21 protein-coding genes are annotated in these 25086 nt (G+C 70.5%); 14 read left to right on the top strand and 7 right to left on the bottom strand.

All coding sequences use genetic code 11. From position 1 onward, the window contains the following. Nucleotides 1–170: 170 nt before the first annotated feature. Together ACO0LU_RS13760 and leuS are read left to right on the top strand one after the other, a co-directional pair. Nucleotides 171–629, top strand: a complete 459-nt coding sequence (locus ACO0LU_RS13760) for a MarR family winged helix-turn-helix transcriptional regulator (RefSeq protein WP_424791917.1) — start codon at nucleotides 171–173, stop codon at nucleotides 627–629. A gap of 220 nt (nucleotides 630–849) precedes the next feature. Then, nucleotides 850–3744 carry a leucine--tRNA ligase gene (gene leuS, locus ACO0LU_RS13755; RefSeq protein WP_424791916.1) on the top strand — a complete coding sequence of 965 codons (2895 nt, stop codon included), beginning with the start codon at nucleotides 850–852 and terminating at the stop codon, nucleotides 3742–3744. 24 nt (nucleotides 3745–3768) lie between these two features. Here leuS and ACO0LU_RS13750 read toward each other — a convergent pair whose 3' ends face one another. Then, complete coding sequence (locus tag ACO0LU_RS13750) at nucleotides 3769–3978, bottom strand: CopG family transcriptional regulator (protein WP_424791915.1); 210 nt, start codon at nucleotides 3976–3978, stop codon at nucleotides 3769–3771. Nucleotides 3979–4194: 216 nt separating this feature from the next. On the opposite strand from ACO0LU_RS13750, the gene ACO0LU_RS13745 reads away from it, so the two are divergent. Next, nucleotides 4195–5154 carry a ComEA family DNA-binding protein gene (locus ACO0LU_RS13745; RefSeq protein ID WP_424791914.1) on the top strand — a complete coding sequence of 320 codons (960 nt, stop codon included), beginning with the start codon at nucleotides 4195–4197 and terminating at the stop codon, nucleotides 5152–5154. A 7-nt stretch (nucleotides 5155–5161) separates the two neighbouring features. After that, on the top strand, nucleotides 5162–6655 hold the full coding sequence (locus ACO0LU_RS13740; protein WP_424791913.1) for a ComEC/Rec2 family competence protein: 1494 nt from the start codon (nucleotides 5162–5164) through the stop codon (nucleotides 6653–6655). Nucleotides 6656–6710: 55 nt separating this feature from the next. Here the strand turns inward: ACO0LU_RS13740 and holA are convergent, their stop codons facing one another. After that, nucleotides 6711–7730 carry a DNA polymerase III subunit delta gene (gene holA, locus ACO0LU_RS13735; protein ID WP_424791912.1) on the bottom strand — a complete coding sequence of 340 codons (1020 nt, stop codon included), beginning with the start codon at nucleotides 7728–7730 and terminating at the stop codon, nucleotides 6711–6713. 115 nt (nucleotides 7731–7845) lie between these two features. Here holA and ACO0LU_RS13730 point away from each other — a divergent pair, with 115 nt between their 5' ends. Continuing rightward, on the top strand, nucleotides 7846–8970 hold the full coding sequence (locus ACO0LU_RS13730; RefSeq protein ID WP_424791911.1) for a glycosyltransferase family 4 protein: 1125 nt from the start codon (nucleotides 7846–7848) through the stop codon (nucleotides 8968–8970). Nucleotides 8971–9321: 351 nt separating this feature from the next. Here ACO0LU_RS13730 and rpsT read toward each other — a convergent pair whose 3' ends face one another. From rpsT to ACO0LU_RS13715, 3 genes are all read right to left on the bottom strand, one after another. Beyond that, nucleotides 9322–9582, bottom strand: a complete 261-nt coding sequence (gene rpsT / locus ACO0LU_RS13725; protein WP_424791910.1) for a 30S ribosomal protein S20 — start codon at nucleotides 9580–9582, stop codon at nucleotides 9322–9324. Between the two features lie 265 nt (nucleotides 9583–9847). Beyond that, a complete protein-coding gene (locus tag ACO0LU_RS13720) occupies nucleotides 9848–10474 on the bottom strand; it encodes a PepSY domain-containing protein (RefSeq protein WP_424791909.1) in 627 nt (208 codons plus the stop codon). 106 nt (nucleotides 10475–10580) lie between these two features. Then, nucleotides 10581–11966: an ROK family protein gene (locus ACO0LU_RS13715; protein WP_424791908.1), complete on the bottom strand. Its 1386-nt coding sequence runs from the start codon at nucleotides 11964–11966 to the stop codon at nucleotides 10581–10583. 133 nt (nucleotides 11967–12099) lie between these two features. On the opposite strand from ACO0LU_RS13715, the gene xylA reads away from it, so the two are divergent. The 5 genes from xylA to ACO0LU_RS13690 all read left to right on the top strand — a co-directional run bounded on the left by xylA (nucleotide 12100) and on the right by ACO0LU_RS13690 (nucleotide 18278). Then, nucleotides 12100–13293 carry a xylose isomerase gene (gene xylA, locus ACO0LU_RS13710; RefSeq protein ID WP_424791907.1) on the top strand — a complete coding sequence of 398 codons (1194 nt, stop codon included), beginning with the start codon at nucleotides 12100–12102 and terminating at the stop codon, nucleotides 13291–13293. Nucleotides 13294–13300: 7 nt separating this feature from the next. Continuing rightward, a complete protein-coding gene (locus ACO0LU_RS13705) occupies nucleotides 13301–14725 on the top strand; it encodes a xylulokinase (protein ID WP_424791906.1) in 1425 nt (474 codons plus the stop codon). 135 nt (nucleotides 14726–14860) lie between these two features. Continuing rightward, entirely contained in the window at nucleotides 14861–16480 is a 1620-nt protein-coding gene (locus ACO0LU_RS13700; protein WP_424791905.1) for a circularly permuted type 2 ATP-grasp protein, read from the top strand. After that, nucleotides 16480–17406, top strand: coding sequence for an alpha-E domain-containing protein (locus tag ACO0LU_RS13695; protein ID WP_424791904.1), 927 nt, complete (start codon nucleotides 16480–16482; stop codon nucleotides 17404–17406). The genes ACO0LU_RS13700 and ACO0LU_RS13695 overlap by 1 nt, the downstream gene beginning before the upstream one ends. Continuing rightward, entirely contained in the window at nucleotides 17403–18278 is an 876-nt protein-coding gene (locus tag ACO0LU_RS13690) for a transglutaminase family protein (RefSeq protein ID WP_424791903.1), read from the top strand. Before ACO0LU_RS13695 ends, ACO0LU_RS13690 begins: the two co-directional genes overlap by 4 nt. A 52-nt stretch (nucleotides 18279–18330) precedes the next feature. Here the strand turns inward: ACO0LU_RS13690 and ACO0LU_RS13685 are convergent, their stop codons facing one another. After that, nucleotides 18331–18999: a hypothetical protein gene (locus ACO0LU_RS13685; protein WP_424791902.1), complete on the bottom strand. Its 669-nt coding sequence runs from the start codon at nucleotides 18997–18999 to the stop codon at nucleotides 18331–18333. Between the two features lie 143 nt (nucleotides 19000–19142). Here ACO0LU_RS13685 and lepA point away from each other — a divergent pair, with 143 nt between their 5' ends. The 3 genes from lepA (at nucleotide 19143) to ACO0LU_RS13670 (ending at nucleotide 22991) form a co-directional block, all read left to right on the top strand. Then, nucleotides 19143–20996 (top strand): translation elongation factor 4, encoded by a 1854-nt coding sequence (gene lepA / locus ACO0LU_RS13680; protein WP_424791901.1) that lies wholly within the window; start codon nucleotides 19143–19145, stop codon nucleotides 20994–20996. Between the two features lie 20 nt (nucleotides 20997–21016). Then, entirely contained in the window at nucleotides 21017–22207 is a 1191-nt protein-coding gene (hemW, locus tag ACO0LU_RS13675) for a radical SAM family heme chaperone HemW (RefSeq protein ID WP_424791900.1), read from the top strand. An 85-nt stretch (nucleotides 22208–22292) separates the two neighbouring features. After that, nucleotides 22293–22991, top strand: coding sequence for a hypothetical protein (locus ACO0LU_RS13670; protein WP_424791899.1), 699 nt, complete (start codon nucleotides 22293–22295; stop codon nucleotides 22989–22991). Between the two features lie 7 nt (nucleotides 22992–22998). Here the strand turns inward: ACO0LU_RS13670 and ACO0LU_RS13665 are convergent, their stop codons facing one another. Further along, nucleotides 22999–23871 carry a DUF3097 domain-containing protein gene (locus ACO0LU_RS13665; RefSeq protein ID WP_424791898.1) on the bottom strand — a complete coding sequence of 291 codons (873 nt, stop codon included), beginning with the start codon at nucleotides 23869–23871 and terminating at the stop codon, nucleotides 22999–23001. Nucleotides 23872–24057: 186 nt separating this feature from the next. Here ACO0LU_RS13665 and hrcA point away from each other — a divergent pair, with 186 nt between their 5' ends. Next, nucleotides 24058–25086, top strand: a complete 1029-nt coding sequence (gene hrcA, locus ACO0LU_RS13660; RefSeq protein ID WP_424791897.1) for a heat-inducible transcriptional repressor HrcA — start codon at nucleotides 24058–24060, stop codon at nucleotides 25084–25086.

Here is a 25086-nt window from a genome sequence, read left to right as displayed (position 1 = left end):
AAGAGGACGGCGCGATGAGGATGACGTTCGATCGGGCCGAGCATGCGTTGGGCACATCAATACATACGCATAGACTTTGTCCAGCGCGCGGCACGCACGTCCGGCAGGGGCCGGGCCTACATCCGGTCGGTGTGGCAATGACGGCCGCATCCTGAGGGGAGGTGGTGGCGATGAGTATCCGCACTGCTGCGGCGGCGTGGGAAGCGCTCTTTCGCGCCCAGGTGAGCATGATGCTGCGATTCGAGGAGTCCAAGGACTTCCAGCCACTGCGCTCCCGGGAGTACGACGTGCTGTTCAACCTGGCCAAACTGGGTGGGCGGGCCCGGCAGTGGGAACTCAACGCGAACCTGTTGATCTCCCAACCCAGTCTGTCCCGGATGGTGGGACGGCTCCAGTCCGCCGGGTACGTGCGGCGCGAGGAGTCGCCCTCGGACGGCCGCGAGGTGCTCGTGGTGCTCACCGAGGCCGGTGCCACGCTCCAGGCCGACATCGGCCGGCGGCATGTGCGCCATATCGCCGAGATCATCGATTCGGTCCTGACCGAGGCCGACCAGGCCGAACTCGCCCGGCTTGCCGGCGCGATCCAGGAGGCCGCTGCCAGCGGCTCCTACGTGGAGGCCGAGGAGTAGTGGCACGCGCCTGCCGCGGCGCACTGACCGGCATATCGGTGTGGGCGCGCGCTGCGCTAGACTGAGCGCCATGTTCGGTACGGAGTTGCTTACCCAGCCGCGCTGACTTCAGCGGGCGCCTGCTGGCGCCGCATCAGCGCGGCCGACCTCCCCTGCTCGGGAGGTCGTTTCATGTCAGCCCCCGATGCCGCCCACGGCGGCCCCCGACAAGGAATCGCCGATGTCGCAGACGCAAGCCCAACCCGCACCCAGCGCCGAGGTGCCCCCGCACCGGTACACCGCCGCGCTGGCCGATGCCATCGAGAACCGCTGGCAGGACTACTGGGATCGAGAGGGCACCTTCCAGGCGGCCAACCCCACGGGCAACCTGGCCACCGGCGAGCCGGTCCCGGCCCAGAAGTTCTACGTGCTGGACATGTTCCCCTACCCCTCGGGCAAGGGCTTGCACGTGGGTCATCCGTTGGGGTATATCGCCACCGATGTACTGGCGCGCTACCGGCGGATGAACGGTGACAACGTCTTGCACGCCTTGGCCTACGACGCCTTCGGCCTGCCTGCAGAGCAGTTCGCGGTCCAGACCGGCCAGCATCCCCGGATCACCACCGAGGAGAACATCGCCACCATGCGCCGCCAGTTGCGGCGCCTGGGCCTGGGGCACGACCCACGCCGCACATTCGCCACCACCGACCCGGGCTACGTGCGCTGGACCCAGTGGATCTTCCTGCAGATCTTCAACTCCTGGTTCGACGCCGAGGCCACCAATCCTGACGGCACCGAGGGTGCGGCGCGCCCGATCGAGGAGTTGCGCGCGCAGTTCGCCGACGGGACCCGGGCCACCCCGGAGGGCGGGGACTGGAACCGGATGAGCCCGGCCGAGCAGGAGCAGGTGCTGGCCGGCTTCCGCCTGGCCTACGTCGATGATGTTCCGGTGAACTGGTGCCCGGGGCTGGGCACCGTGCTGGCGAACGAGGAGGTCACCGCAGAGGGTCGCTCCGAGCGCGGTAACTTCCCGGTCTTCACTCGCAACCTGCGCCAGTGGATGATGCGCATCAGCGCCTACTCCGACCGGTTGATCGATGATCTGGACCGGCTGGACTGGCCCGAGAAGATCAAGGCGATGCAACGCAACTGGATCGGGCGCTCCACCGGGGCGAACGTGCGGTTCGCGCTGCCGTCGGGGCACGTGGAGGTCTTCACCACCCGGCCCGACACCCTGTTCGGGGCGACCTTCATGGTGCTGGCCCCGGAGCACCCGGCGCTGACCGACCTGATCCCGGCGCAGTGGCCGGAGGGAACCCGGAACTCCTGGACGGGCCAGGCGCCCACCCCGGCAGCCGCCGTCGAGCAGTACCGCGCCGCTGCCGCGGCCAAGACCGACGCCGAACGACAGGACGAGGGCCGGGTCAAGACCGGGGTGTTCACCGGTGTGTACGCCACGAACCCGGTGAACGGCGCCCAGATCCCGGTCTTCATCGCCGACTACGTGCTGATGGGGTACGGCACCGGGGCGATCATGGCGGTCCCCGGCGGGGACCAGCGCGACTACGAGTTCGCGCAGGCCTACGACCTGCCCGTGATTCCCACGGTGACCGCGCCGGAGGGCTTCGAGGGCGGAGCCTGGTCGGGGGAGGGGACGGTGATCAACTCCGCCGCCGAAGGCATCGACCTGAACGGCATGGACGTGCCCACCGCCAAGGAGACCATCATCACCTGGCTGCAGAACCAGGGGATGGGCGCGGCGGCCACGACGTACCGGCTGCGGGACTGGCTGTTCTCCCGGCAGCGCTACTGGGGCGAGCCGTTCCCGGTGGTCTACGACGCCGACGGGCGGGTGATCGATCTGCCCGAATCTGCACTGCCGGTGGAGTTGCCGGAGGTGGCGGACTTCTCCCCGCGCACCTATGCCGACGACGACGCCGACTCCGAGCCGGAGGCCCCGCTGAGCCGGGCCACCGACTGGGTCGAGGTGGAGTTGGACCTGGGCGATGGGCCGCGCACCTACCGGCGCGATACGAACACGATGCCGAACTGGGCTGGTTCGTGCTGGTACGAATTGCGCTACCTGGATCCGGACAACACCGAGGCCTTCGCGGACCCGGCCAATGAGGCCTACTGGATGGGCCCGCGCACCGGCGCCGACGGCAGCCGCACCACCGGAGGGGCCGACCTGTACGTCGGGGGCGTGGAGCACGCCGTCCTGCACCTGTTGTACGCCCGGTTCTGGCACAAGGTGCTGTATGACCTGGGCCATGTGTCCTCGGCCGAGCCGTTCCACAAACTGTTCAACCAGGGCTATATCCAGGCCTACGCCTACACCGATGCCCGCGGGGTGTACGTCCCGGCCGAGGATGTCACCGAACACGTCGACGCCCAGGGGGAGACCTACTGGACCTACCAGGGCGAGACGGTGCGGCGCGAGTACGGCAAGATGGGCAAGTCCCTGAAGAACATGGTCAGCCCCGATGAGATGTACGCCGAGTACGGCGCGGACACCTTCCGGGTGTATGAGATGTCGATGGGGCCGCTGGACCTCTCCCGCCCCTGGGAGACCCGCGCGGTGGTGGGCGCCCAGCGGTTCCTGCAGCGGCTGTGGCGCAACATCGTGGATGAGCACACCGGGGAGGTCACCGTCTCCGATGCCGAGCCCGACGAGGCCACGCGCCGACTGGTGGCCCGCACCATCGCCGATGTCCGCACCGAGATGGACGCGATGCGCCCCAATACGGCCATCGCGCGGATGATCGTGCTGAACAACCACCTGACCGGCCTGGACCCGGTGGCGCGTGCCGCGGTGGAACCGTTGGTGCTGATGGTGGCCCCGGTGGCCCCGCACCTGGCCGAGGAGTTGTGGCAGCGCCTGGGGCACGCCGAATCGGTGGCCCACCACTCCTTCCCGGTGGCCGATGAGGCGCTGCTGGTGGAGGAGCAGGTGACCTGTGTGGTGCAGGTGGCTGGCAAGGTGCGCGATCGGTTGCAGGTCTCACCCGAGATCAGCGAGGAGGACCTGAAGGCCGCAGCGCTGGCCTCCGAGGCGGTGCAGCAGCACTTGGACGGGCGCGGGGTCCGCAAGGTGATCGTGCGCGCGCCCAAGTTGGTCAACGTCGTCCCGGGCTGAGTGCCCTCAGCGTTGTCCCTGCGCTCACCATGCGCCCACCTCCTCGGTACCGGTGGATGTCTGGCCGCTCCGGACGTCGTGCCCGGGTTCCGTCGCGGTGAGGTCAGTGCGGACATAGTCGGTCAGCACCTGCTCCACGAGGGCGGACAGGCTGAGGCCCTCATCGATCGCGCGGTGCTTGATCGAGCGCACCAAGTCCGGCGGCAGGTAGACGTTGAACTGAGTCTTGGCCATGATCAATAGGATGCTAGCAACGGGGCCCGAAGGCGGTCAAGCGATGGCTGGTCACGGGATGGTGATGCGGCGGTGGTGTGTGCCGAGCGTTGGTAGTTCCGGAACTCGGGGTCGCCCGTGATGGGTGTCTCCACAGGGACGCCGGCTGATCGGCGACGCCCACAGGGTGACGGGGCTCCTCGGTGGGGCGCCGGCCGGGCCTCCTAGCCTCGGTCCATGACCGATGCCAGCCGGCGGTTGCGTCTGGTGACGGAGGCCGCCCACGCCACCGGTGCCATGGCGCCGCACGAACCCGGTGCCGCGGCGGCTGCGGAGGCTGTACCGGCCGGCGCGGGCGCCGGCCCGATCGGCCTCGAAGCCATGGACGAGCAACCAGGCCGCACGGCCTGGTCCGCCCGCACCGAAGGTGCCCGCGGGAACAGATGGGGTACCCCGGTGCTGTTGTCGGTGCGGATCGGCGTGGTGGTTCTGCTGCTCGCCGTGGCCGCCACCGTCACTATCGTCCTCACCCGGCCCAGCGCGCCTGCGCACCAACCAGAGTGGGCCTGGCCGGAGCCGCCGGCGGATTGGCCGGGCGCGGGAGCACCGGGCGATGACGGTGGCGCCGGAGGGACGGCCTCCGACCGGGCGGACCCCGCTGCCTCGGCGCCCGGCGATCAATCCGAGCCGAGCGGGACGGATGCGACGAGCGGTGACACCGGTAGCCCGGGTCTGGCTCTGGTCATTGTGCACGTGGCCGGCGCCGTGCACGAGCCCGGCATCGTGGAACTGCCCGGCACGGCCCGTGTCCACGATGCGCTCACCGCGGCCGGTGGTGCCACAGCGGAGGCGGACCTGGCTGCGCTGAACCTGGCCGCGGCTGTGATCGATGGCCAACAGGTGTACGTGCCGGTGGTCGGGGAGGAGGTCAGGGCGGGTGCCGGGGGTCGCGATGCGCCACCTGTTCCAGCAGGAAGCGGTGAGCACGGTGGAGGCGAGGCGGCCCCGGTGGTGAATCTGAACTCGGCCGACTCGGCCGAGTTGCAGACGCTCCCGGGCATTGGGCCGGCGATGGCCGAACGCATCCTGGCCCACCGTGACGAGCACGGCCCGTTCGGCGGCGTGGAGGAGTTGCAGGCGGTGTCCGGGATCGGCCCGGCCACCATGGAACGCCTGCGGGACCTGGTCATCGTGTGAGCGAGCGATGAGCAGTGCGTCCTCGGCGTGGATGGACCGGGCGCCTCTCGACCTGCGGCTGCTGCCCAGTGCCCTGGTCACCTGGGTGGGCTGCTGGTGGGTGCTGGGCCAACAGCCGCTTGTTGGTGCCGTCCTGTCCGGCCTCTTGCTCCTCATGTCCCTGCTGTGCAGCGTGCGGGTGTCGCGGTCGCGACCGGGTCGGCACCGCCGGGAACGACGTGACCGGGTGACCGCCACTGTCCTGCTCACCGGTGTCGTGGCCGGGTCGGTGCTGGGCGTGGCCACGGTCCGGGCCACCGAACGCAGCGCCGTCATCGCCGGCCATCCCGCGGAGGTCACGGCGATCGTGCAACCGAGCGCCGAGCCACAACGGCTGGCAGCGGAGCGTTCCGAGCGATACCGGGTGCCCGCACGCCTGCTCGTCGTGCTCGACGATGCCGAACGTGCGCGTGACCTGCCGGTGCTGCTGCTCACCGACGCCGACTGGCGCGACGTCCCGGTGGGCACCACCTGGTGGGTTCAGGCGAGGGTGGTTCCGACCCCCGCGAACGACTCGGCTGCGGCACTGCTCGTCGTGACCTCCGGCGCCCATCAGCATGGTCCCGCCGCCTGGAGTGACCGTGCCGTGAACCGGCTGCGCGGCGGCCTGGTCTCGGTCAGCGCCGGTCTGGCCCCGCAGGCCCGCGGCCTGGTGCCGGGAATCGCTCTGGGGGACACCCGGGCGATGCCGCCGGTGCTGGGGGAGGACCTGCGCACGGTGTCCCTCACCCACATCACCGCCGTCTCCGGGATGCACGTGGCGATCGTGCTCGGGTCGGTGCTGCTGTGCCTGTGGTGGGCGCCGGTCTGGGTGCGCGTGGGTGTGGGCGGGGTCGTCCTGCTCGGCTTCGTCGCCCTGGTCTACCCCTCCGGCAGTGTGCTGCGCGCCGGCACCATGGGCGCGGTGTTGCTGCTCGGACTCGCCACCGGGCGGCCACGAGCGAGCATCCCCGCACTGCTGGCCACCGTGATCGTGCTCCTCGGCCTGGATCCCTGGCTGTCCCGGGACTTCGGATTCACCCTGTCCGTGGTGGCCACCTCCGGGCTGCTCGCCCTGGCGGCCCCGATCGCCCGCAGGCTGGGCGGGGTGTGCCCGCCCCCGGTCGCCATGGCCGCCGCTGTGCCGGCGGCTGCGCAATTGGTGTGCGCCCCGGTGATCCTGTTCCTCGCACCCGGTCTGCCCACCCACGGGGTACTGGCCAACGTGCTGGCCACCCCAGCGGTGCCCCCGGCCACCCTGCTGGGGGTGCTGGCTACGCTCTGTCATCCGCTCTGGCCCGCCGGGGCGCAGACCCTGGCCCAGGCGGCGGCGTGGTTCACCGCATGGATCGCGACCGTGGCGACCACCACGGCGGGCCTGCCGTTGGCCACCTTGCCCTGGCCGGAGGGCACCGGCGGTGCGGTGCTGGTGAGCGCCGGAGGCCTGGCTGCGACGTTGTGGTGGCGTACCCGGAGCCGGTAGTCAGCAGTCGCGCACCGTGACCCTGCGACCAGTCGTGGCTGAGCCGGACCGGTGCTCAGCCGTGGCGAGCCTGCGCCACGGTCAGGACGGCCCGCTCGACGGCGAACTCGGGATCCCGGCCGGCCCCCTTGACCTGCGCGTCGGCGTCGGCGACCGCCGCGATCGCCGTCGCCAGACCCTCCGGGGTCCAACCGCGCAACTCCCGGCGGGCACGGTCCAGTTGCCAGGGCGCCAGCCCCAGTTCCGCCGCGGTGGCACCCCGGCTCCGGCCGGCGGCCACCTTGGCCAGCGTGCGGACCTTCATCGCCAACGCCGCCACCAGCAGCACCGGATCCACCCCCGTGGACAGGGCGTGGCGCAACAGGGTCACCGCAGCGGTGCCATCGCCGGCGATCGCGGTATCGGCCACCCGGAAGCCGGTCGCCTCCACCCGCCCCCCGTAGTAACGGTCCACGACATCCGGCGTGATCGAACCGGCGGTGTCCGCGATCAGTTGACGTGCCGCCGCAGCAAGCTCGCGAAGGTCGGACCCGACCGCCTCCACCAACGTCTGTACGGCCGCCGAGGTCGCCCGGCGGCCGGCATCACGGAACTCCTCGGCCACGAAGGCGGCCTTGTCCGCATCGCGCTTGATCGGATCACACTGCACCACCGGGTAGCGCGCGGCGACGGCGTCCAGCAGTTTCTTGCCACGGTTCCCCTTGGCGTGCCGCAGCACCAGGGTGACGTCTTCGACCTGGTCACCGGCTCGGTCCAGATAGGCCAGCCCATCGGTGATGAAGGCGTCGCCGGCCGATTCCACAGCGGTGACGACGATGTGGCGCGGTTCGGCGAACAAAGAGGGTGAGGCCACCATGTCCAGTTGCCCGGACTCGTAGGTGTCCGCCTCCAGCACGGTCTGCTCCACCTGGGGGCTGCCACCGGCGGCGGCGTGCTCGCGGACTAGACCGGCGATGCGCTCCAGGGCCCGGTCGGCCAGAACCGACTCCGCGCCACGCACCAGCACCACCGGGGCCAACGGCGCCTGCTTCCAGGTGAGTGCTTCGGATGCGGATCGACGACGGGGAGGGGCCACGGCACCAGCCTGCCATGAAGCGCTGACACCGCCGAACCGGGCGGTCACCCATCCGACACCGACGCGTAAGGCTCCCGATGCCGACTGCTCACTGCACCCGGTCACGGTAGGTGTCATGAGAGTGGCTGTGGTCACCGAAACTTTCCTGCCCAGCGTCAACGGCGTCACCACCAGCGTGCAGCGGGTGTTGGAGCACCTGGGCCGGCGCGGCCACGACGCAGCGGTCTTCTGCCCCGGCCCTGCCCCGGCGCGGTACGCCGGCTTCGACGTCTTCACCATGCCCGCAGTGCACTACCGCGGGTTCCGGGCCGCCGTACCCACCCGGCGCACCACTCGGCTGTTGCTGGACTGGGCCCCCGATGTGGTGCACGCGGCCGCACCGTTCGGGATCGGCGCCCAGGCGCTGTCCCTGGCCCGTCGGCACGAGATCGCCAGCGTGGCGGTGTTCCAGACCGACGTGGCCCGCTATGCCGGCAGCTATGGGCTGTCACTGACCACGAACGCGGCGTGGCGGTGGATCCGTGCGGTGCACGAGAAGGCGGACCTGACCCTGGCGCCGGCCTCGGCCGCCATTGCGGACCTGCGCCGTGTGGGTGTGCACAACGTGGCGCGATGGGGCCGTGGTGTGGACGCCATCACATACCACCCGAACCGGCGCCGCAGGCCCGCGGTGCAGCGACTGCGGGCGGCACTAGCCCCGCGCGATCAGGTGCTGGTGGGTTACGTGGGCCGCCTGGCGCCGGAGAAGAAGGTGGAGTATCTGTCCGCGGTGACCCAGGTGTCCGGGGCCAGGCTCGTCGTCGTCGGGGACGGACCCAGCCGGGTGGACCTGCAGCGGAACCTGGTGGGGACCGATGCGGTGCTGCTGGGGGCCCTGTCCGGTGATGACCTGGCCGATGCCTACGCCGCCCTGGACGTCTTCGTGCACACCGGCACCCAGGAGACCTTCGGCCAGACACTGCAGGAGGCGATGGCGTCGGGGCTGCCGGTGATCGCCCCTGCCGTGGGCGGGCCGTTGGACATCGTGCACCCCGGGCGTACCGGGATCCTGGTCACGCCACACAGCGGCCGCGCCGTCGCCGAGGCGACCACCGCACTGGTGCGCGATCCGTCGCTGCGTGCCCGTATGGGGGAGGCCGGGCGGCGGGATGTCCTGCCGCGATCCTGGGAGCGCCTGGGCGATGATCTGATCGGGCACTACCGGCAGGTGCTGGCGGCGCGGGTGCCACAACCGGCCTGACACCGCCGCCTGAGACGGAGACGCCGCCGCGGCCGTACCCTCGGACGATCACGATGGTCTGGCACCTGTCCGAGCCCGAGCACTGGCGTGCCGCGCAGGAATCGGGCCGGTACGACCGATCCACTCGCGCCGCCACGCTCGAGGAGGTCGGCTTCGTGCCCTGCTCGCCGCCGGACCAACTCGCCGGCGTGGTCCAGGCCCTCCGGCGCGCGTCGGTCGCGCCCGGTTGCCCGTGGCCCCCGCCGGGACCGCGGAGTATGGCCGGTACGGCACCGGGTGAGGGCATGCCAACGGCGCCGCCGGCGAAGAGCCGGGCGGCGCCGTCGTTCGTCGGTGCTTGGTAGCGCCGCGTCAGAGCGCGGCGACCTGCTTGGCCAGCGCCGACTTGCGGTTCGCTGCCTGGTTGGCGTGGATGACGCCCTTGCTGGCGGCCTTGTCCAACTTCCGGCTCGCGGACTTCAGCGCGTCACCGGCAGCGTCCTTGTCGCCGTCGCTGATGGCCTGTCGAACCCGACGCACGTGCGTCTTCAGTTCGGACTTGACGGCCTTGTTGCGCAGCCGCGCCTTCTCGTTGGTGCGGTTGCGCTTGATCTGGGACTTGATGTTTGCCACGTGTTGACTCTCTTGTGCGTTCGCTCGCGCGATCTCAATCTGGTCTGTGAGGGCTTTTCATGTGCCGGCACGTCGGCGTAGGGATGCCGTGCCGTACCTGCCTGGAGTGGCGCTGCGCTGCGAGGTGTGACCACGCCACCGCTGAACCTCAGCGATCGACTGCGCCGAACTCAAGGAACCAGGTTACCGCATCGCGAGCCGATCGCACGATCCGCCCGGCTGTGCGGTGCCTCACCGCTCGGGCCGGTACCGGTCAGCTCCTCGCTCAGTCGTCCTCCACGCGCAGGATCTCGCCATCCGCGACGTTGATATACACCTCCACGTCGTCGGTGAAGGTCACCTCCCACGCGAATGTGCCGCCGTCCTCATCATCCAGTTTCACGTCGTCGATCGACCCGGTGCCGTGCTCGGCTGCGATCTCGATGGCCTCGGAGATCGTGATGGTCGCCGCCTCCAGACCTGCGCGGTCCTCGTCGTCGAGGCTGCCCTCGCGCTCGCTCTCCAGCACCTCGGTGCCGTCGGGGCTGACCAGGACCTCGATCTCATCCGACTCCGAGGCGACGTAGATCTCCCAGTTGCCACCGTCGGCGTCGTCGACTTCGAAGGCGGTGCCGCCGGTCTCGGACTCGGCCAGGTCGATCGCGGCGAGAACCCCCGAGTGGTCTCCGCCGGTGCCCGCGGTGGACTCCTCGGTCGCGGTCTCCGCGGGCTCCTCCTCGGTGCCTTCGCCCTCATCGGTGGCGTCGTCGGTGGGCTCGTCATCGGCCGGTGGAGCCTCGGTGGCGTCCACCGGATCCAGGGACTCGTCCTCGGTGTCGCCGCAACCGGCCAGGAGCAGGAGTGCCGCCGTGCCGAGGGCGAGGCCGCGGGTGATCGGTCGTCGTGCAGTCATGACGCCAGGATGCGACAGTCTCGCACGATTTGCCCGTTGAAGGAGAAGTCCCTCATCTGCGTCTCATCGTGGTCTCATCGACCAGGGAGTGCCACTGGCCTCACCTTCATCCGCGATGATCACCCAAGGGGTCGCGCAGCAACGGTTCGAACACGGCTTCGGCGGCACCGATGTGAATCCGCTCGGAGCCGAGGGTGCCGCGGCGTATCTGCACCGCTGCCAGTGGCGGCATGAGTTGATCGCGCACCATCGAGGTCAACTGGCGCGGCGCCACGTCGAACAGGGTGCCCAGGAAGCCGCCCAGGAGCACCAGATCCGGGGCGAAGGCGTTCACGCTGTTGCGGATGCCGGTGGCCAGGAAGCCGATCTGCCGCGCCACCTCGGGCAGCTCGATCCCGCCGGCCGCGTTGAGCACCTCGGCCAACTCCGAGGCCCGGGATCCCTCCGGGAGCTCCCGGCCGGGCAGGGCGCCGCGAAGGCGGGCCAGGTTCACCTCCGTCTCGAGGCACCCTACGGCCCCGCAATGGCACCGGACCCCCTCGGAGTTGACCATCAGATGACCGAGTTCGGGTAGGTAGGCGCCGCCGTCGGCCCGGGCAGCGTCCGGGGCGCCCGGTTCCACGGGCGCGCCCGCCTCACCCAGGAGATCTGCGCCGCCCCGCGCACCGGCCCTGCCCAGCCGGACTCCCGAACCGATGCCGCCGGAGCCGCCGTGCAGGTAGACCAGGGTGCCAGCGCCGCGCCCGGCGCCGAATATCGCCTCGGCGTCGGTGCCCAGGGTCGCGTCGTTGCCGGCCCAGGTGGGCAGGTCGGTGCCCGCGCGCATCAGTTCCGCGATCGGCACGTCCCGCCACGGCAGGTGCGGGGCCATGTGCACGAACCCATCCCGAGCGCGCACCAGCCCGGGAACCGCCATCCCGACGCCGAGCGGGCGCACCCGGCCCGGGTCCAGCGCGAACTCATCAATGATCTGCGCCGTCAGGGCCACCGTCTGTTCCGGGGTGGGCGGCTCCGCGACCGCGCGCCGGATGCGGTGGGTCACCTTGCCGGTCAGACTCACCACGGCCACATCGAGTGCGTCGGCGTCGGGGTACACCGTGATCGCCGCGATGCCCGGCGCGGCGTGGATGAGAGGGCTGGGCCGCCCGACCGCTCTGCCCGGGGCGGGTTTACCGGCCACCACCCGGCCGTGGTCGGACAACTCGGCCAGCAGCACCCCGACGGTGGAGCGGTTCAGGCCCGTCGCCCGGGTCAGGTCTGCCCGGGACAGGGGCCCGCGGGTGTGCACCAGGCGCATCAGGGTAGACAGGTTGATCCGGCGCACGGGCAGGCTGCCGGTGGCGCCGGGACGCCGCGCGGTGGCAGCGGTGGGGGCCGGACCGTTCGCGGACGAGGCCGGCTCGTCCGGATCCGTGCCCTGCGGCCCGTCGGTTCCGTTGCCGGATGCTCCCGACGCCTGGGCACCCGGGTGCGTGGGATCCTCGAGGGCCACGCGCACCTCCGCGTCTAGTCGGTCAGGACCTACCGGTTCGGGACCGGCCGGCCGATCTGTCGCTCAGGCTACCCGCACCGCCGCACACCTGATAGGTTGTGGTCAACAACAAAGGCCTCAGGAAGGAACCGCAATGGCGCTGCCCACCCCCACCAAAGAGGACAAGTTCTCCTTCGGACTGTGGACGATCGGATGGACCGGCACCGACCCCTTCGGGGGTCCAACCCGTCCGGACCTGGACGTGGTGGAGGCGGTGGAGAAACTCGCCTCCTACGGCGCGTACGGGATGACTTTCCATGACGATGACCTGTTCGCCTTCGGCTCCACCGACGCCGAGCGGCAGAAGCAGATCGACCGCATGAAGGAGGCGCTGGCTGCCACCGGGCTGGTGATCCCGATGGTCACCACGAACCTGTTCAGCGCCCCGGTGTTCAAGGATGGCGGCTTCACCAACAACGACCGCGAGGTGCGTCGTTACGCCCTGCGCAAGGTGCTGCGCAACATCGACCTGGCCGCCGAACTCGGCGCGCAGACCTATGTGCTGTGGGGCGGGCGCGAGGGCGCCGAGTACGACGCCGCCAAGGACGTGCAGTCGGCGATGGCGCGTTACCGGGAGGGGATGAACCTGCTGACCTCCTACGTGCAGGAGCAGGGCTATGACATCCGCTTCGCGTTGGAGCCCAAGCCGAACGAGCCTCGCGGTGACATCCTGCTGCCCACCCTGGGGCACGCGATGGCGTTTATCGCCACCCTGGAACACCCCGACCTGGTCGGGATCAACCCCGAGGTGGGTCACGAGCAGATGGCCGGCCTGAACTTCACCGCCGGTGTCGCTCAGGCCCTGGACCACGGCAAGCTCTTCCACATCGACCTCAACGGCCAGCGCAGCATCAAGTACGACCAGGACCTGGTCTTCGCCCACGGCGACCTGTACAACGCCTTCTCCCTGGTGGACCTGCTGGAGAACGGGTCGCCGGACGGGGGCCAGGCCTACACCGGGCCGCGCCACTTCGACTACAAGCCGTCCAGGACCGAGGACTACACCGGCGTGTGGGACTCGGTGCGGGCGAACATGGTCAACTACCTGATCCTGAAGGAGCGCGCCACCGCCTTCCGCGCCGACCCGGAGGTCCAGGAGGCGCTGGCGCAGGCCAAGGTCAACGAGCTGGCCACACCGACGCTGGAGCAGGGGGAGTCCGTCCAGGACCTCCTGACCGATGCCAGTGCCTGGGAGACCTTCGACGCCGACGCCTACTTCGGTGGCCGTGGCGCCGGGTTCGTGCGGCTGCAGCAACTCGTCACCGAGCACCTGCTCGGCGCGCGCTGAGGTCGTGATGAGCCGGAGCCGACTCGTGGCCGGGGTGGACTCCTCCACCCAGTCCTGCAAGGTGGTGATCCGAGACGCCGACGACGGGACCCTGGTCCGGCAGGGCCGCGCCACCCATCCCGACGGCACCGAGGTGGACCCCGAGGCCTGGTGGCAGGCGCTGTTGGCCGCGGTGACCGACGCCGGTGGGCTGGCCGACGTGGCCGCGATCTCGGTGGGTGCCCAGCAGCACGGCATGGTCGCCCTGGATGCGGGCGGCCGGGTGATCCGGGACGCGCTGCTGTGGAACGACACCCGCAGCGCCGGCGCTGCGGCCGACCTGACCGAGGAGGTCGGCGCGGCCGAGTTCGCGCGCCGCACGGGTCTGGTGCCGGTGGCCTCGTTCACCATCACCAAACTGCGCTGGCTGGCCGATGCCGAGCCCGAGAACGCCGCCCGGGTGGCGGCGGTGGCGCTGCCCCACGACTGGCTCACCTGGCGTCTGCGCGGATTCGGACCGGACAACCCGGTCCTGGACGCGCTGACCACCGACCACTCCGACGCCTCCGGCACCGGGTACGTCACCCCGGCCGGGGACTACGACCTCGACCTGCTCTCCCGCGCGCTGCGCCGGGACGCCTCCGACGTGGTACTGCCCCGGATCGCGGCGGCTGGGGCGGCGGTGGGCGTCACCGCCGGTCACGAACCGATCCCCGAGGGGCTCACCGTGGGACCCGGGTGCGGAGACAATGCCGGCTCGGCGCTGGGGCTGGGGGCTCGTACCGGTGATGTGATCGTCTCGATCGGCACCTCCGGGGTGGTCTGCGCGGTCTCGGAGACCGTGGCAGACGATGCCACCGGCACCGTGGCCGGGTTCGCCGATGCCGCCGGCGCCTACCTGCCGCTGATCGCCACGATGAACGCCGCCCGGGTGCTGGACGTGATCGCCAATTTGCTCGACGTCGGCTATGAAGACCTTGGGCGACTCGCCCTGGCGGCCCCGGCCGGCTCCCACGGCTTGGTGCTGCGCCCCTACTTCGAGGGTGAGCGCACCCCGAACCTGCCCGATGCCACGGCCACCCTGTACGGGATGACGCCGGCCTCCACCACCCGCCAGTGCATGGCCAGGGCAGCGGTGGAGGGCCTGCTGTGCGGGTTGGCCGACGGGATCGACGCCGTACGCGGCCAGGGCGTGGACGCCCGGCGGGTCAAACTCATCGGGGGCGCCGCCCAGAACCCGGCGGTGCAGGCCGTAGCCGCCCAGGTACTCGGGCTGCCGGTATCGGTACCCGAACCTGGGGAATACGTGGCCACCGGTGCCGCGGTCCAGGCGGCCTGGTCCCTGACCGGCGAGCGCCCGACCTGGCAGGTGCAGGAGGAGCAAGTCAGTGGTGTAGCGGCCGAACCGCTGATCCGGCGCCAGTACGCGGCCACCCCGGTCCAACCTCGGTGAGGGTTCCGGGCGCGGGCGCGCGCGGACCCGGATGAGTGCGCCGCCGTGGATTGGGGCGCCGGCCTGACCGGCGGCGATCCGGTGGTGGGACCGACCGGGCCGCGCGAACGGCGCGAGCGCGCTACCGTCGAAACCATGGCAGATCTGTTCGACGGCTACCCCGACGGCACGGCCTGGGATGAGATGTTCGAGGACGGCTCGCAGGTGCGTAAGCCCTACCGGCACGTGCATGACACCGTGGGTGCCCTGGACGCCGAGGAGTTGCGCCGGCGCGCCGACACCCTGGCCCGCTCCTACCTGAACCAGGGCGTCACCTTCGACGTCGGCGGTGTGGAACGGCCCTTCCCCCTGGACGCGGTGCCCCGGGTGATCGACGCCGCCGAGTGGGACCACCTGGCTCCCGGGATCGCCCAGCGGGTCCGCGCCCTGGAGGCGCTGCTGGATGACATCTACAACGATCAGCGTGCCGTCACCGACGGGGTCATCCCGCGCCGGCTGATCGTCTCCTCGGCGCACTTCCACCGCGCCGCCCGAGGGATCCAGCCGGCCAACGGAGTGCGTGTTCACGTTGCCGGCATCGACGTGGTGCGTGATGCGGCGACCGGGTGGCGGGTGCTGGAGGACAACGCCCGGGTGCCCTCCGGGGTCAGTTACGTGCTCTCCAACCGGCGCGCGATGGCACAGACCTTCCCCGAGTTGTTCGCGCGGATGCGGATCAACCAGGTGGCCGATTACCCCCGCCGGCTCCTGGCCGCGCTGTCGGCCGCCGCCCCGGCCGGGGCGGAGGACCCGGTGGTGGTGGTGCTGACCCCGGGGGTGTACAACAGCGCCTACTTCGAGCACTCCCTGCTGGCCCGCCTGATGGGTGTGGAGCTGGTGGAGGGCCGGGACCTGTACTGCGCCGGGGACAAGGTGTACATGCGCACCACCGGGGGCCGCCGGCGGGTAGATGTGATCTACCGCCGCATCGACGACGACTTCGTGGATCCGGTGACCTTCCGGCCCGACTCCATGCTGGGTGTGCCGGGGTTGATGGGCGCGGCCCGCGCCGGCAGTGTCACCATCGCCAACGCGGTGGGCACCGGGGTGGCCGACGACAAACTCGTCTACACCTACATTCCCGACCTGATCCGGTACTACCTCGGCGAAGAGGTGCTGCTGCCCAACGTGGACACCTGGCGGCTGGAGGAACCCGAGGCGCTGGCCGAGGTGCTGGACCGCCTGGAGGAGCTGGTGGTCAAACCGGTCGACGGCTCCGGCGGCAAGGGCATCCTGATCGGACCCGACGCCGACGCGGCGGAACTGGACGCCGCCCGCAGGCAATTGCAGGCCGACCCGCGCGGCTGGATCGCCCAGCCGGTGGTGCAGTTGTCCACGGTGCCCACCCTGGCAAGTGACGCCCTGCGCCCGCGTCACGTGGATCTGCGCCCGTTCGCGGTCAACGACGGGACTGACGTGTGGGTCCTGCCCGGCGGGCTCACCCGGGTGGCCCTGGCCGAAGGGCAGCTGGTGGTCAACTCCTCCCAGGGCGGTGGGTCGAAGGACACCTGGGTGCTGGGGGAGCAGCGCCCCCTGGCCCGCACCTCCGACCTGCCGGAGTGGACCCGCTCCGACTCCCAGCCTGCGCCCCCGGGGGTGGCCCGGGACGCCAATCCGACCGACGGGTTCCTGACCGCTCAGGCCCGACAGCAACAACAGACGTCGGATGCGCCCGGTGTTCGCTCGTTCCCGCTGGCGACGGAGGTGGGTGGCTGATGCTCTCCCGGATCGCTGAGTCCCTGTTCTGGATCGGGCGTTACGTCGAGCGCGCCGACGACACCTCCCGGATCGTGGACGCCTACTTGCAGCACCTGCTCGAGGACGCCTGGATCGATGACGACCTGGCGCTGCGCTCACTGCTGGGGGTGATGGGCCTGGAAGCCGGCGAGTCCCAGGTCACCCGATTCGACGTGCTCTCCACGCTGGCCTATGACCAGGCCGCACCCAGTTCCTGCGCCGGCGCCCTAGCCTCGGCCCGGGAGAATGCCCGCCGCGCCCGGGACTCCCTCTCCTCGGAGTTGTGGGAGGCGCTGAACTCCACCTGGAACTCACTCCCGCAGATGATCGGGACCTCAACCTCCCACCAGTTCTTCAGTTGGGTACGCGAGCGGGCGGCGGTGGTGGGTGGGATCACCGACGCGGCCACCCGGCGCGATGAGACCTTCCAGTTCTTCCTCCTCGGGCGCAGCATCGAACGGGCCGACATGACCGCGCGGCTGATCAGTACCCGAGCCGTGGCCGGGCCGGCCGCTCCGGACTGGACCACCCTGCTGCGTTCCTGCGGGGCCTACGAGGTGTTCCTGCGCACCTACCGGGGCCGTGACTCCGACTCCCTGGCCGCGGAGTTCCTGCTGTTGGACCGGCTCTTCCCGCGCTCGGTGCTGTACGCCCTGGAGACCGCGGAGCGGTGCCTCGCCCGGCTGGACACCAGCGAGGTGCACCACCGCAGCGAGGCCGACGCCCGCCGCACCCTGGGCCGGGTGCGCTCGGACCTGGAGTACCAGCCGCTGCTGGCGCTGCTGCACAACCTGCCCGAGCAAATGCAGCGCGTCCAGCAGGGGTGTTCGGAGGCCAGCGACGCCATCCGGGTGAAGTTCTTCCCCTCGGCAACCGACGATGAGTGGATCGGAGGGCAACTGTGAGTTCCCAGGCTCCGGCACCTACCTCGACCAGGACCACCATGGTGATCGAGCACCGCACCACGATCACGTACGAGCGGCCCGTCACCGCCTCCTACAACGAGGTGCGGATGCGCCCGCTGACCCTTCCCGGGCAGACCGTGCTGGAGACCGACATCGCGGCCGACCCGTGCACCTTCCGGTCGGAGTACCGGGACTACTTCGGCACCGCGGTGCTCAGTTTCGAGGCGCTCGCCCCGCACACCGAACTCGGGGTGCTGGCCCGGGCGCGGGTCGAACTCAGCCCCCTGCAGGGCCGCTCGGGCGGAGCCGGGTGGGAGACCTTGAGGGCACCGGACCTGCAGGACCGGATGACGGAGTTCCTGATGTCCACCCCGACTACCAGGATCCCGGAGGATCTGCAGGCTCTGGCCACCGACGCGGCCGCGACCGCCGCCCCGGCGGCGGCGGCGGAGGCGGTCTGCCTGGCGCTGCGGGAGCAGATGGAGTACGTCACCGGGGTCACCGGGGTGCACACCTGGGCCGCGGAGGCCTGGGCCGAGCGCAAGGGCGTGTGCCAGGATCTGGCGCACCTGGCCGCGGGCGCGCTGCGCCACCTGGGCATTCCCACCCGGTACGTGTCCGGCTACCTGCACCCCTCCGCCGAGACCGCTCGGGTAGGGGAGACGGTGGCCGCGGAGTCACACGCCTGGGTGGAGTACTGGTGCGGGGACTGGTTCGGGTTCGACCCCACCAACTCCATCCCCACCGGGCCCCACCACGTGATCGTGGGCCGGGGCCGGGAGTATGACGACGTGGCGCCGCTGCGTGGTGTGGTGGCCGGCGGCGGTGCCTCGCGTCAGCAGGTGCAGGTGGACATCACCATCGAGGGGTGACCCGGCCGGCGCTCCCGTGGCAGCGGTGCCCACGGGCAGGGGAGCAGCAGCGCTACTGGGTGAGCAGCACCAGGGCCAGGACGATCACGGCCAGCGCCCCGAGCGGGATCGCCAGCATCGTCCCGAACAGGGACGCCACGGTGATGCGCAGGTCGTCCTTGAGATACGGGGCGCCGGCGGTGCCACCGGCGGCGGTGAGCAGGGCCCGCTGGGCGCGGTCGATGGCGGCCAGTGCCCGGCCCACCGGGGAGAGTCGCCCGAGGCTGAAGGCACGCGTCACTCGTGCGCCGGCGCCGCGGCCCGAACCCGGAGCCCGGGACTCGTTGACGGCCTCGAAGAGGATCTGCACGTCCTCCTGCCCCGGCCGGCCGCGCATGTCCTCCGAGATCCGTTCGGTCAGATCCACCGTCGCGAGGTCGGTGGACTCGGAGGGCCCGGGCAGGATCACCTGGTGGGTGGTGCCGGCCTCGGTGGTCCGGGTGAGCCAGCGGCGCCGTCGCTGCGCGAGCAGGAGCACCGGCAGCACCAACAGCGCCCAGATCGAGACCCAGGCCACGGTGCCCGCCGTTCCGGCGTGACCGGAGGTCACGAAGACCACCACGAGCAGGCCCAGCACCACGAGCACCCCGGTGGCCATCACCATCAGGATCTTGGTCGGCAGCGCCAGCAGCTGGCCCACGCCCTTGGCCAGCATGCCCAGGTGTTCCGGCAGGGAAGACATGTCACGATGATGCCTGACCGAAGCCGGTGACAACGAGCCGAGCTCACCAAGGGCGTAACCCGGCCACACCCCGCGGACAGCCCGTACCCACCGGACGTGGGACGATAGGGCACAGCCCCACCAATCAACCGAAAGACCAGCAGGTGTCCCCGATCGCTTCCGCCGATGCATCCGCGCTGATCCAGCCGTCCACGACGGCACCGGAACTGCTGCGCAACTTCTGCATCATCGCCCACATCGACCACGGGAAGTCGACCCTGGCCGACCGGATGCTGCAGAACACCGGCGTGGTGGAGGAACGTCTGATGCGGGCCCAGTACCTGGACCGGATGGATATCGAACGCGAACGTGGCATCACCATCAAGTCCCAGGCGGTGCGGATGCCCTGGCAGGTGGGCGAACGCGCTTACGCCCTGAACATGATCGACACCCCCGGGCACGTGGACTTCTCCTACGAGGTCTCCCGTTCCCTGGCCGCCTGTGAGGGCGCGATCCTGCTGGTCGACGCGGCCCAGGGGATCGAGGCCCAGACCCTGGCGAACCTGTACATGGCGATGGAGCACGACCTGGTCATCATCCCGGTGCTGAACAAGATCGACCTGCCCGCCGCGCAGCCGGAACGCTTCGCCGAGGAACTCGCCGGCCTGATCGGCGGCGAGCCGGAGGATTGCCTGCAGGTCTCGGGCAAGACCGGTGTGGGGGTCACGGACCTGCTCGACCAGATCGTCGCCCAGGTGCCCGCCCCCCAGGGGTCCTCCGAGGCTCCCGCCCGGGCGATGATCTTCGACTCGATCTATGACACCTACCGCGGTGTGGTCACCTACGTGCGGATGGTGGACGGGCACCTGACCCCTGGCCAGAAGGTCCAGATGATGTCCACCGGGCAGTCCCATGAACTGCAGGAGATCGGCGTCATCTCCCCGGACCCGACCGTATCCAAGGGGCTGGGCGTGGGTGAGGTGGGCTACCTGATCACCGGTGCCAAGGATGTGCGCCAGGCCCGGGTGGGTGACACCGTCACCAATGCGGCCAACCCGGCCACGGAGTCCCTGGGCGGCTACCGCGACCCACGCCCGATGGTGTTCTCCGGGCTGTACCCGATCGACGGATCGGACTACCCGACGCTGCGCGATGCGCTGGACAAACTCAAACTCAACGACGCCGCGCTGGGCTACGAGCCCGAGACGTCGGTGGCCCTGGGCTTCGGGTTCCGGTGCGGATTCCTGGGCCTGTTGCACCTGGAGATCGTGCGGGAGCGGCTGGAACGCGAGTTCAACCTGGACCTGATCGCCACCACCCCGAACGTCATCTACCAGGTGACGATGGAGGACGGCACCCAGGTCGAGGTGACCAACCCCAGTGAGTTCCCGGCCGGGAAGGTCAACACCGTCACCGAACCCATGGTGGCCGCCACCGTCCTCACCCCCACCGAGTTCGTCGGAGCGGTGATGGAACTGTGCCAGGGCCGGCGCGGGGTGATGCAGGGCATGGACTACCTCTCACCCGAGCGCGTGGAACTACGGTACGAGTTGCCCCTGGGCGAGATCATCTTCGACTTCTTCGACCAGCTGAAGTCCCGGACCCGTGGCTACGCCTCCCTGGACTACGAGATGTCCGGGGAGCAGGACGCGGACCTGGTCAAGGTGGACATCCTGCTGCAGGGCGAGCAGGTCGATGCGTTCAGTGCGATCGTGCACCGCGACAAGGCCTACGCCTACGGGGTGATGATGACCGGCAAACTCAAGGAACTCATCCCGCGCCAGCAGTTCGAGGTCCCCATCCAGGCCGCGATCGGATCACGCATCATCGCGCGGGAGACCGTACGCGCGATGCGCAAGGACGTGCTCGCGAAGTGTTACGGGGGTGACATCTCCCGTAAACGCAAACTCCTCGAACGCCAGAAGGAGGGGAAGAAGCGGATGAAGAACATCGGCAGGGTGGAGATCCCGCAAGAGGCGTTCGTGGCCGCGCTCACCTCCGACGGCGGTTCGGACTGACCCCCGGTCGGGACCCGCAGGTGAGGACGGAGCGCAGCCACGAGCTGGACCTGGCCGGAGCAGCGACCGGCGCAGCCGACCGGGACTTCGGTGTGTACCTGCACATCCCGTTCTGCGCGGTGCGCTGCGGATACTGCGACTTCAACACCTACACCGCCACCGAGCTCGGCGGCGGGGCCAGCCAGGCCGCTTACGCCGGGACCGCGATCGCCGAGATCGACCTGGCCCGGGCCGCCATGGAGGCCGCCGGGATTCCCGCCCGAGAGGTCCGCACCGTCTTCTTCGGCGGGGGGACCCCCACTCTGCTACCGGCGGCCGATCTGGTGGCGATGCTGCAGGCGGTTCGGCAGGCGTGGCCCCTGGCCCCCGATGCCGAGATCACCACCGAGGCCAACCCCGACTCCGTCACCCCGCAGGCCCTGGCCGAACTCGCCGGCGCCGGGTTCACCCGCGTGTCCTTCGGGATGCAGTCCGCCGTGCCCCATGTTCTCGCCACCCTGGACCGCACCCATGACCCGGCTCGGGTGCCCGAGGCGGTGGCCTGGGCGCGCCAATCCGGGCTGTCGGTCTCACTGGACCTGATCTACGGCACGCCCGGGGAGTCGCTGGCGGACTGGGAGGAGAGCCTACGCGTCGCGATCGCCATGGCCCCGGACCACATCTCCGCCTACGCCCTGGTGGTCGAGCCCGGTACCAGGATGGCCACGCAGGTGCGGCGCGGGGAACTACCGATGCCCGACGACGACGACGAGGCGGACAAGTACGAACTCGCCTCGGCGATGCTCACCCGGGCAGGGTATGACTGGTACGAGATCTCCAACTGGTCCCGCGGTGCGTCCCAGCAGTGCCGGCACAACATCGCCTATTGGCGCTCGCAGGACTGGTGGGGGGTCGGTCCGGGTGCGCACAGCCACATCGGGGGGCAGCGGTGGTGGAACCTGAAGCACCCGCGTCCCTATGCCGCAGCGGTGGAGGCCGGACGTCTGCCTCTGGCCGGTCAGGAGCACCTGTCCGCTCCCCAGCGCCGGGCCGAGGAGGTGCTGCTGGGGGTGCGCCTGGCCCAGGGCTTCCCGGTGACCGATGCCGCGGTGCTGGAGGGGCTGGTGGCCGACGGACTCGCCCAGGAACGCCCGGCGCGCCGGGGCATGCTCGTCCTGACCGAGCAGGGCCGGCTGCTGGCCGACTCGGTGGTGCATCGGGTGCTGGGCTGAGCGGCACGCCTGGGACGAACTGCGCCGCAGTGACGCCGCCCGAGGTGGCTATCCTGGCCACGACCAGCGACGACAGGTGGGTGGGATGACTCAGGAAGCATCGACGCCGGCCGATCCGGTCGAGCCGGGCGAGGGGTCGACGACGCAGCCGGATCTGCCGCCGGCGCAGCCGCCGGCCGGGCAGCCGGCCGCGGCCACCGCACCAACCGCACCTACCCCCACCGATGCTCCACCCCGCACCGGGGAACCGGGCGAACCAGGAGGACCCCGGCCCGTGGGCGACTACGCTGCCGCCCCGCCGCTGCGCTCGGCCTACCCCACCGCCGCCGAGGGCGGTTTCCGGATCGATCCGGTGCAACCGCCCGATGCCGGCGATCCGCCCGGTCCCGGCTACGTCGGCGACGAGAAGACGTCCGCGCCCGGACCCGGCGAGACGCCGACCGGCGTCTTCGGCGCACCGTCCCGGCCCGATGACGCACCCGGTGACAAAGGCGCTGCCCAACCCTTTGGTGCGGATGAGGAACGGCCCGGTCCGGAAGTCCCGGAGCAAGCGGCGTGGATGCTGATGCCGATCCTGATCGGGCTGGTCCTGGGCCTGGCCGCGATCGTGGGGCTGGGCGCGTGGCCCCCGGTGGTCTCGGCGGCCATCGTGGTGCTGATCGCGGCGGCCGCGGTGCTGAGTTGGCAGGCCGGTGCGGTGGTACGGCGCAGCGTGCTGATTGCCGCGGCGGGCCCGGCCGGGGTGCTGATCGGCTACTGGGTGTTCACCCTGTTCCGCGGCTGAGAGCCGGTCACTGGGGACCTGCGGTGACGAAGTCGACCAGTTCCTCCACCCGGCCCAGCAGTGCCGGCTCCAGGTCCTGGTAGGACCGCACCCGGCCCAGGATGCGCTTCCAGCCGCGCGCAATATCGGCCTGAGTCTGGGCCGGCCAACCCAGTGCGGTCAGGGTGCCGACCTTGATATCGACGCCCCGTGGCACCGAGGGCCACTGGGCCAGCCCCAGCCGGGCGGGTTTGACCGCCTGCCACACGTCCACATACGGGTGCCCCAGCACCAGCAGGTTCTGCGCGCCGCATGCGCGCGTCGCCTCGGCCGCTATCCGGGACTCCTTCGATCCCGGCACCAGATGGTCCACCAGCACCCCCAGGCGCCGGTGCGGACCGGGCGCGAAGTCGGCTGCGGCGCGGGCAAGGTGATCCACGCCGTCGAGCATCTCCACGACGACTCCCTCCAGGCGCAGGTCCTCGCCCCAGACCTTCTCGATCAACTCAGCGTCGTGGCGTCCCTCCACCCAGATCCGGGAAGCCCGGGCCACCCGGGCCCGGGCGCCGGTCACGGCGCGTGAACCCGAGGCGGTGCGGGCCCGGGTATTCCGAGCACCGGCCGGTGGGAGGACCAGGTGCACCGGCTTACCGTCGACCCAGAACCCGGGCCCGAGCCGGAACGCCCGCTCCTTCTCGTGTCGGTCGGCCAGCACCACCACGACCATCCCGCCGGACTTCTCCACCCGCACCACCGCACCGGTGAAGCCTGTCTCGGCGTCCTCCACCACCAGGCCCACCTGGGCCGGGACCTTGGGTACCGGTGCGGTGACCGGGTGGGGGTCGGCGGAGAGCACGTCGGTGCCGTAACGATCGAATCCTGGATACTGCGAAGGGCTCACCCGGGTGAGGCTACGCACATCGCTGGGGTATTCGGCGCAGCGACGCGTAGAATTGGCACTCGAAACCGGTGAGTGCTGATCCGCACTGCTGCCGGTGGCGGTCGATCACGGCACCAAGGGCCCTCGAAGGCGCCGGTGCCGACCATGAGGCGCATGATGAGGGACCACGCGGAGAGGAGGCCCGGGATGAGTTCGGAACGTCAATTGGAGGTACTGCGCGCGATCGTGCAGGACTACGTGCGATCCCGTGAGCCGGTCGGGTCCCGCAACCTCGTGGAACGGCACAACCTCGGCGTGTCACCGGCGACGATCCGCAACGACATGGCGGCGCTGGAGGACGGTGGCTACATCGCCCAGCCGCACACCTCGGCCGGCCGGATCCCCACCGACAAGGGTTACCGGTTCTTCGTGGATCAGATCGCCGCGCTCAAGCCACTATCGGTGGCTGAGCGCCGAGCCATCGCCGGTTTCCTCGAGGGCGCGGTGGACCTCGACGACGTGCTGGAGCGAAGCGTGCGCCTTCTCGCCCAGTTCACTCAGCAGGTAGCCGTGGTGCAATACCCCTCGCTGCGCCGGTCGGCGCTGCGCCACGTCGAACTGATCCCGGTCTCGTCCACCCGGTTGATGGTGGTCATCATCACCGACACCGGGCGCGTGGAACAGCGCATGGTGGCGATGCCCGAGGCAATCGATGCGGCGGTGCTCGGGGAACTGCGGGCCCGGATCAACGCCCTGGGCGCCGGCCGGGAACTGCCCGGCCTGCGTAGCGCCCTGACCGATCTGGAGAACGTCTTCGACCCCGGGCAGCGGGCCATGGTCACCGAGGTGGTCGGCGCGGTGCTGGAAACCGTCGGGGAGGACGTCGAGGAACGGATCGTGATGGCGGGGACGGCGAACCTGGCCCGGTCCGACACCGACTTCACCCGCACCATCTCACCGGTTCTGGAGGCACTGGAGGAGCAGGTGGTGCTGTTGCGGTTGCTCTCGGAGATGGCCGAGGACGCCTCCGGTGCCTCGCCGGCGGTACGGATCGGTCACGAGACCTCCTCCGAGCACCTGTCCGAGACCTCCGTGGTTGCGGGGGGTTACGGTGGGACCGGGAGCCAGGCGATCGCCCAGGTGGGGGTCCTGGGCCCGACGCGCATGGATTACCCCACCACGATGGCCACGGTCCGCGCCGTAGCGCGTTACCTGTCCAGGATCCTGTCCGCCTGA

Origin of the sequence: Pseudactinotalea sp. Z1748 (genome assembly GCF_049725185.1) — a bacterium.
GTDB lineage: Bacteria > Actinomycetota > Actinomycetes > Actinomycetales > Beutenbergiaceae > CALKWS01.
Note: the sequence above shows the minus strand (reverse complement) of the source record. Positions and strands in the feature narration are given on the sequence as shown.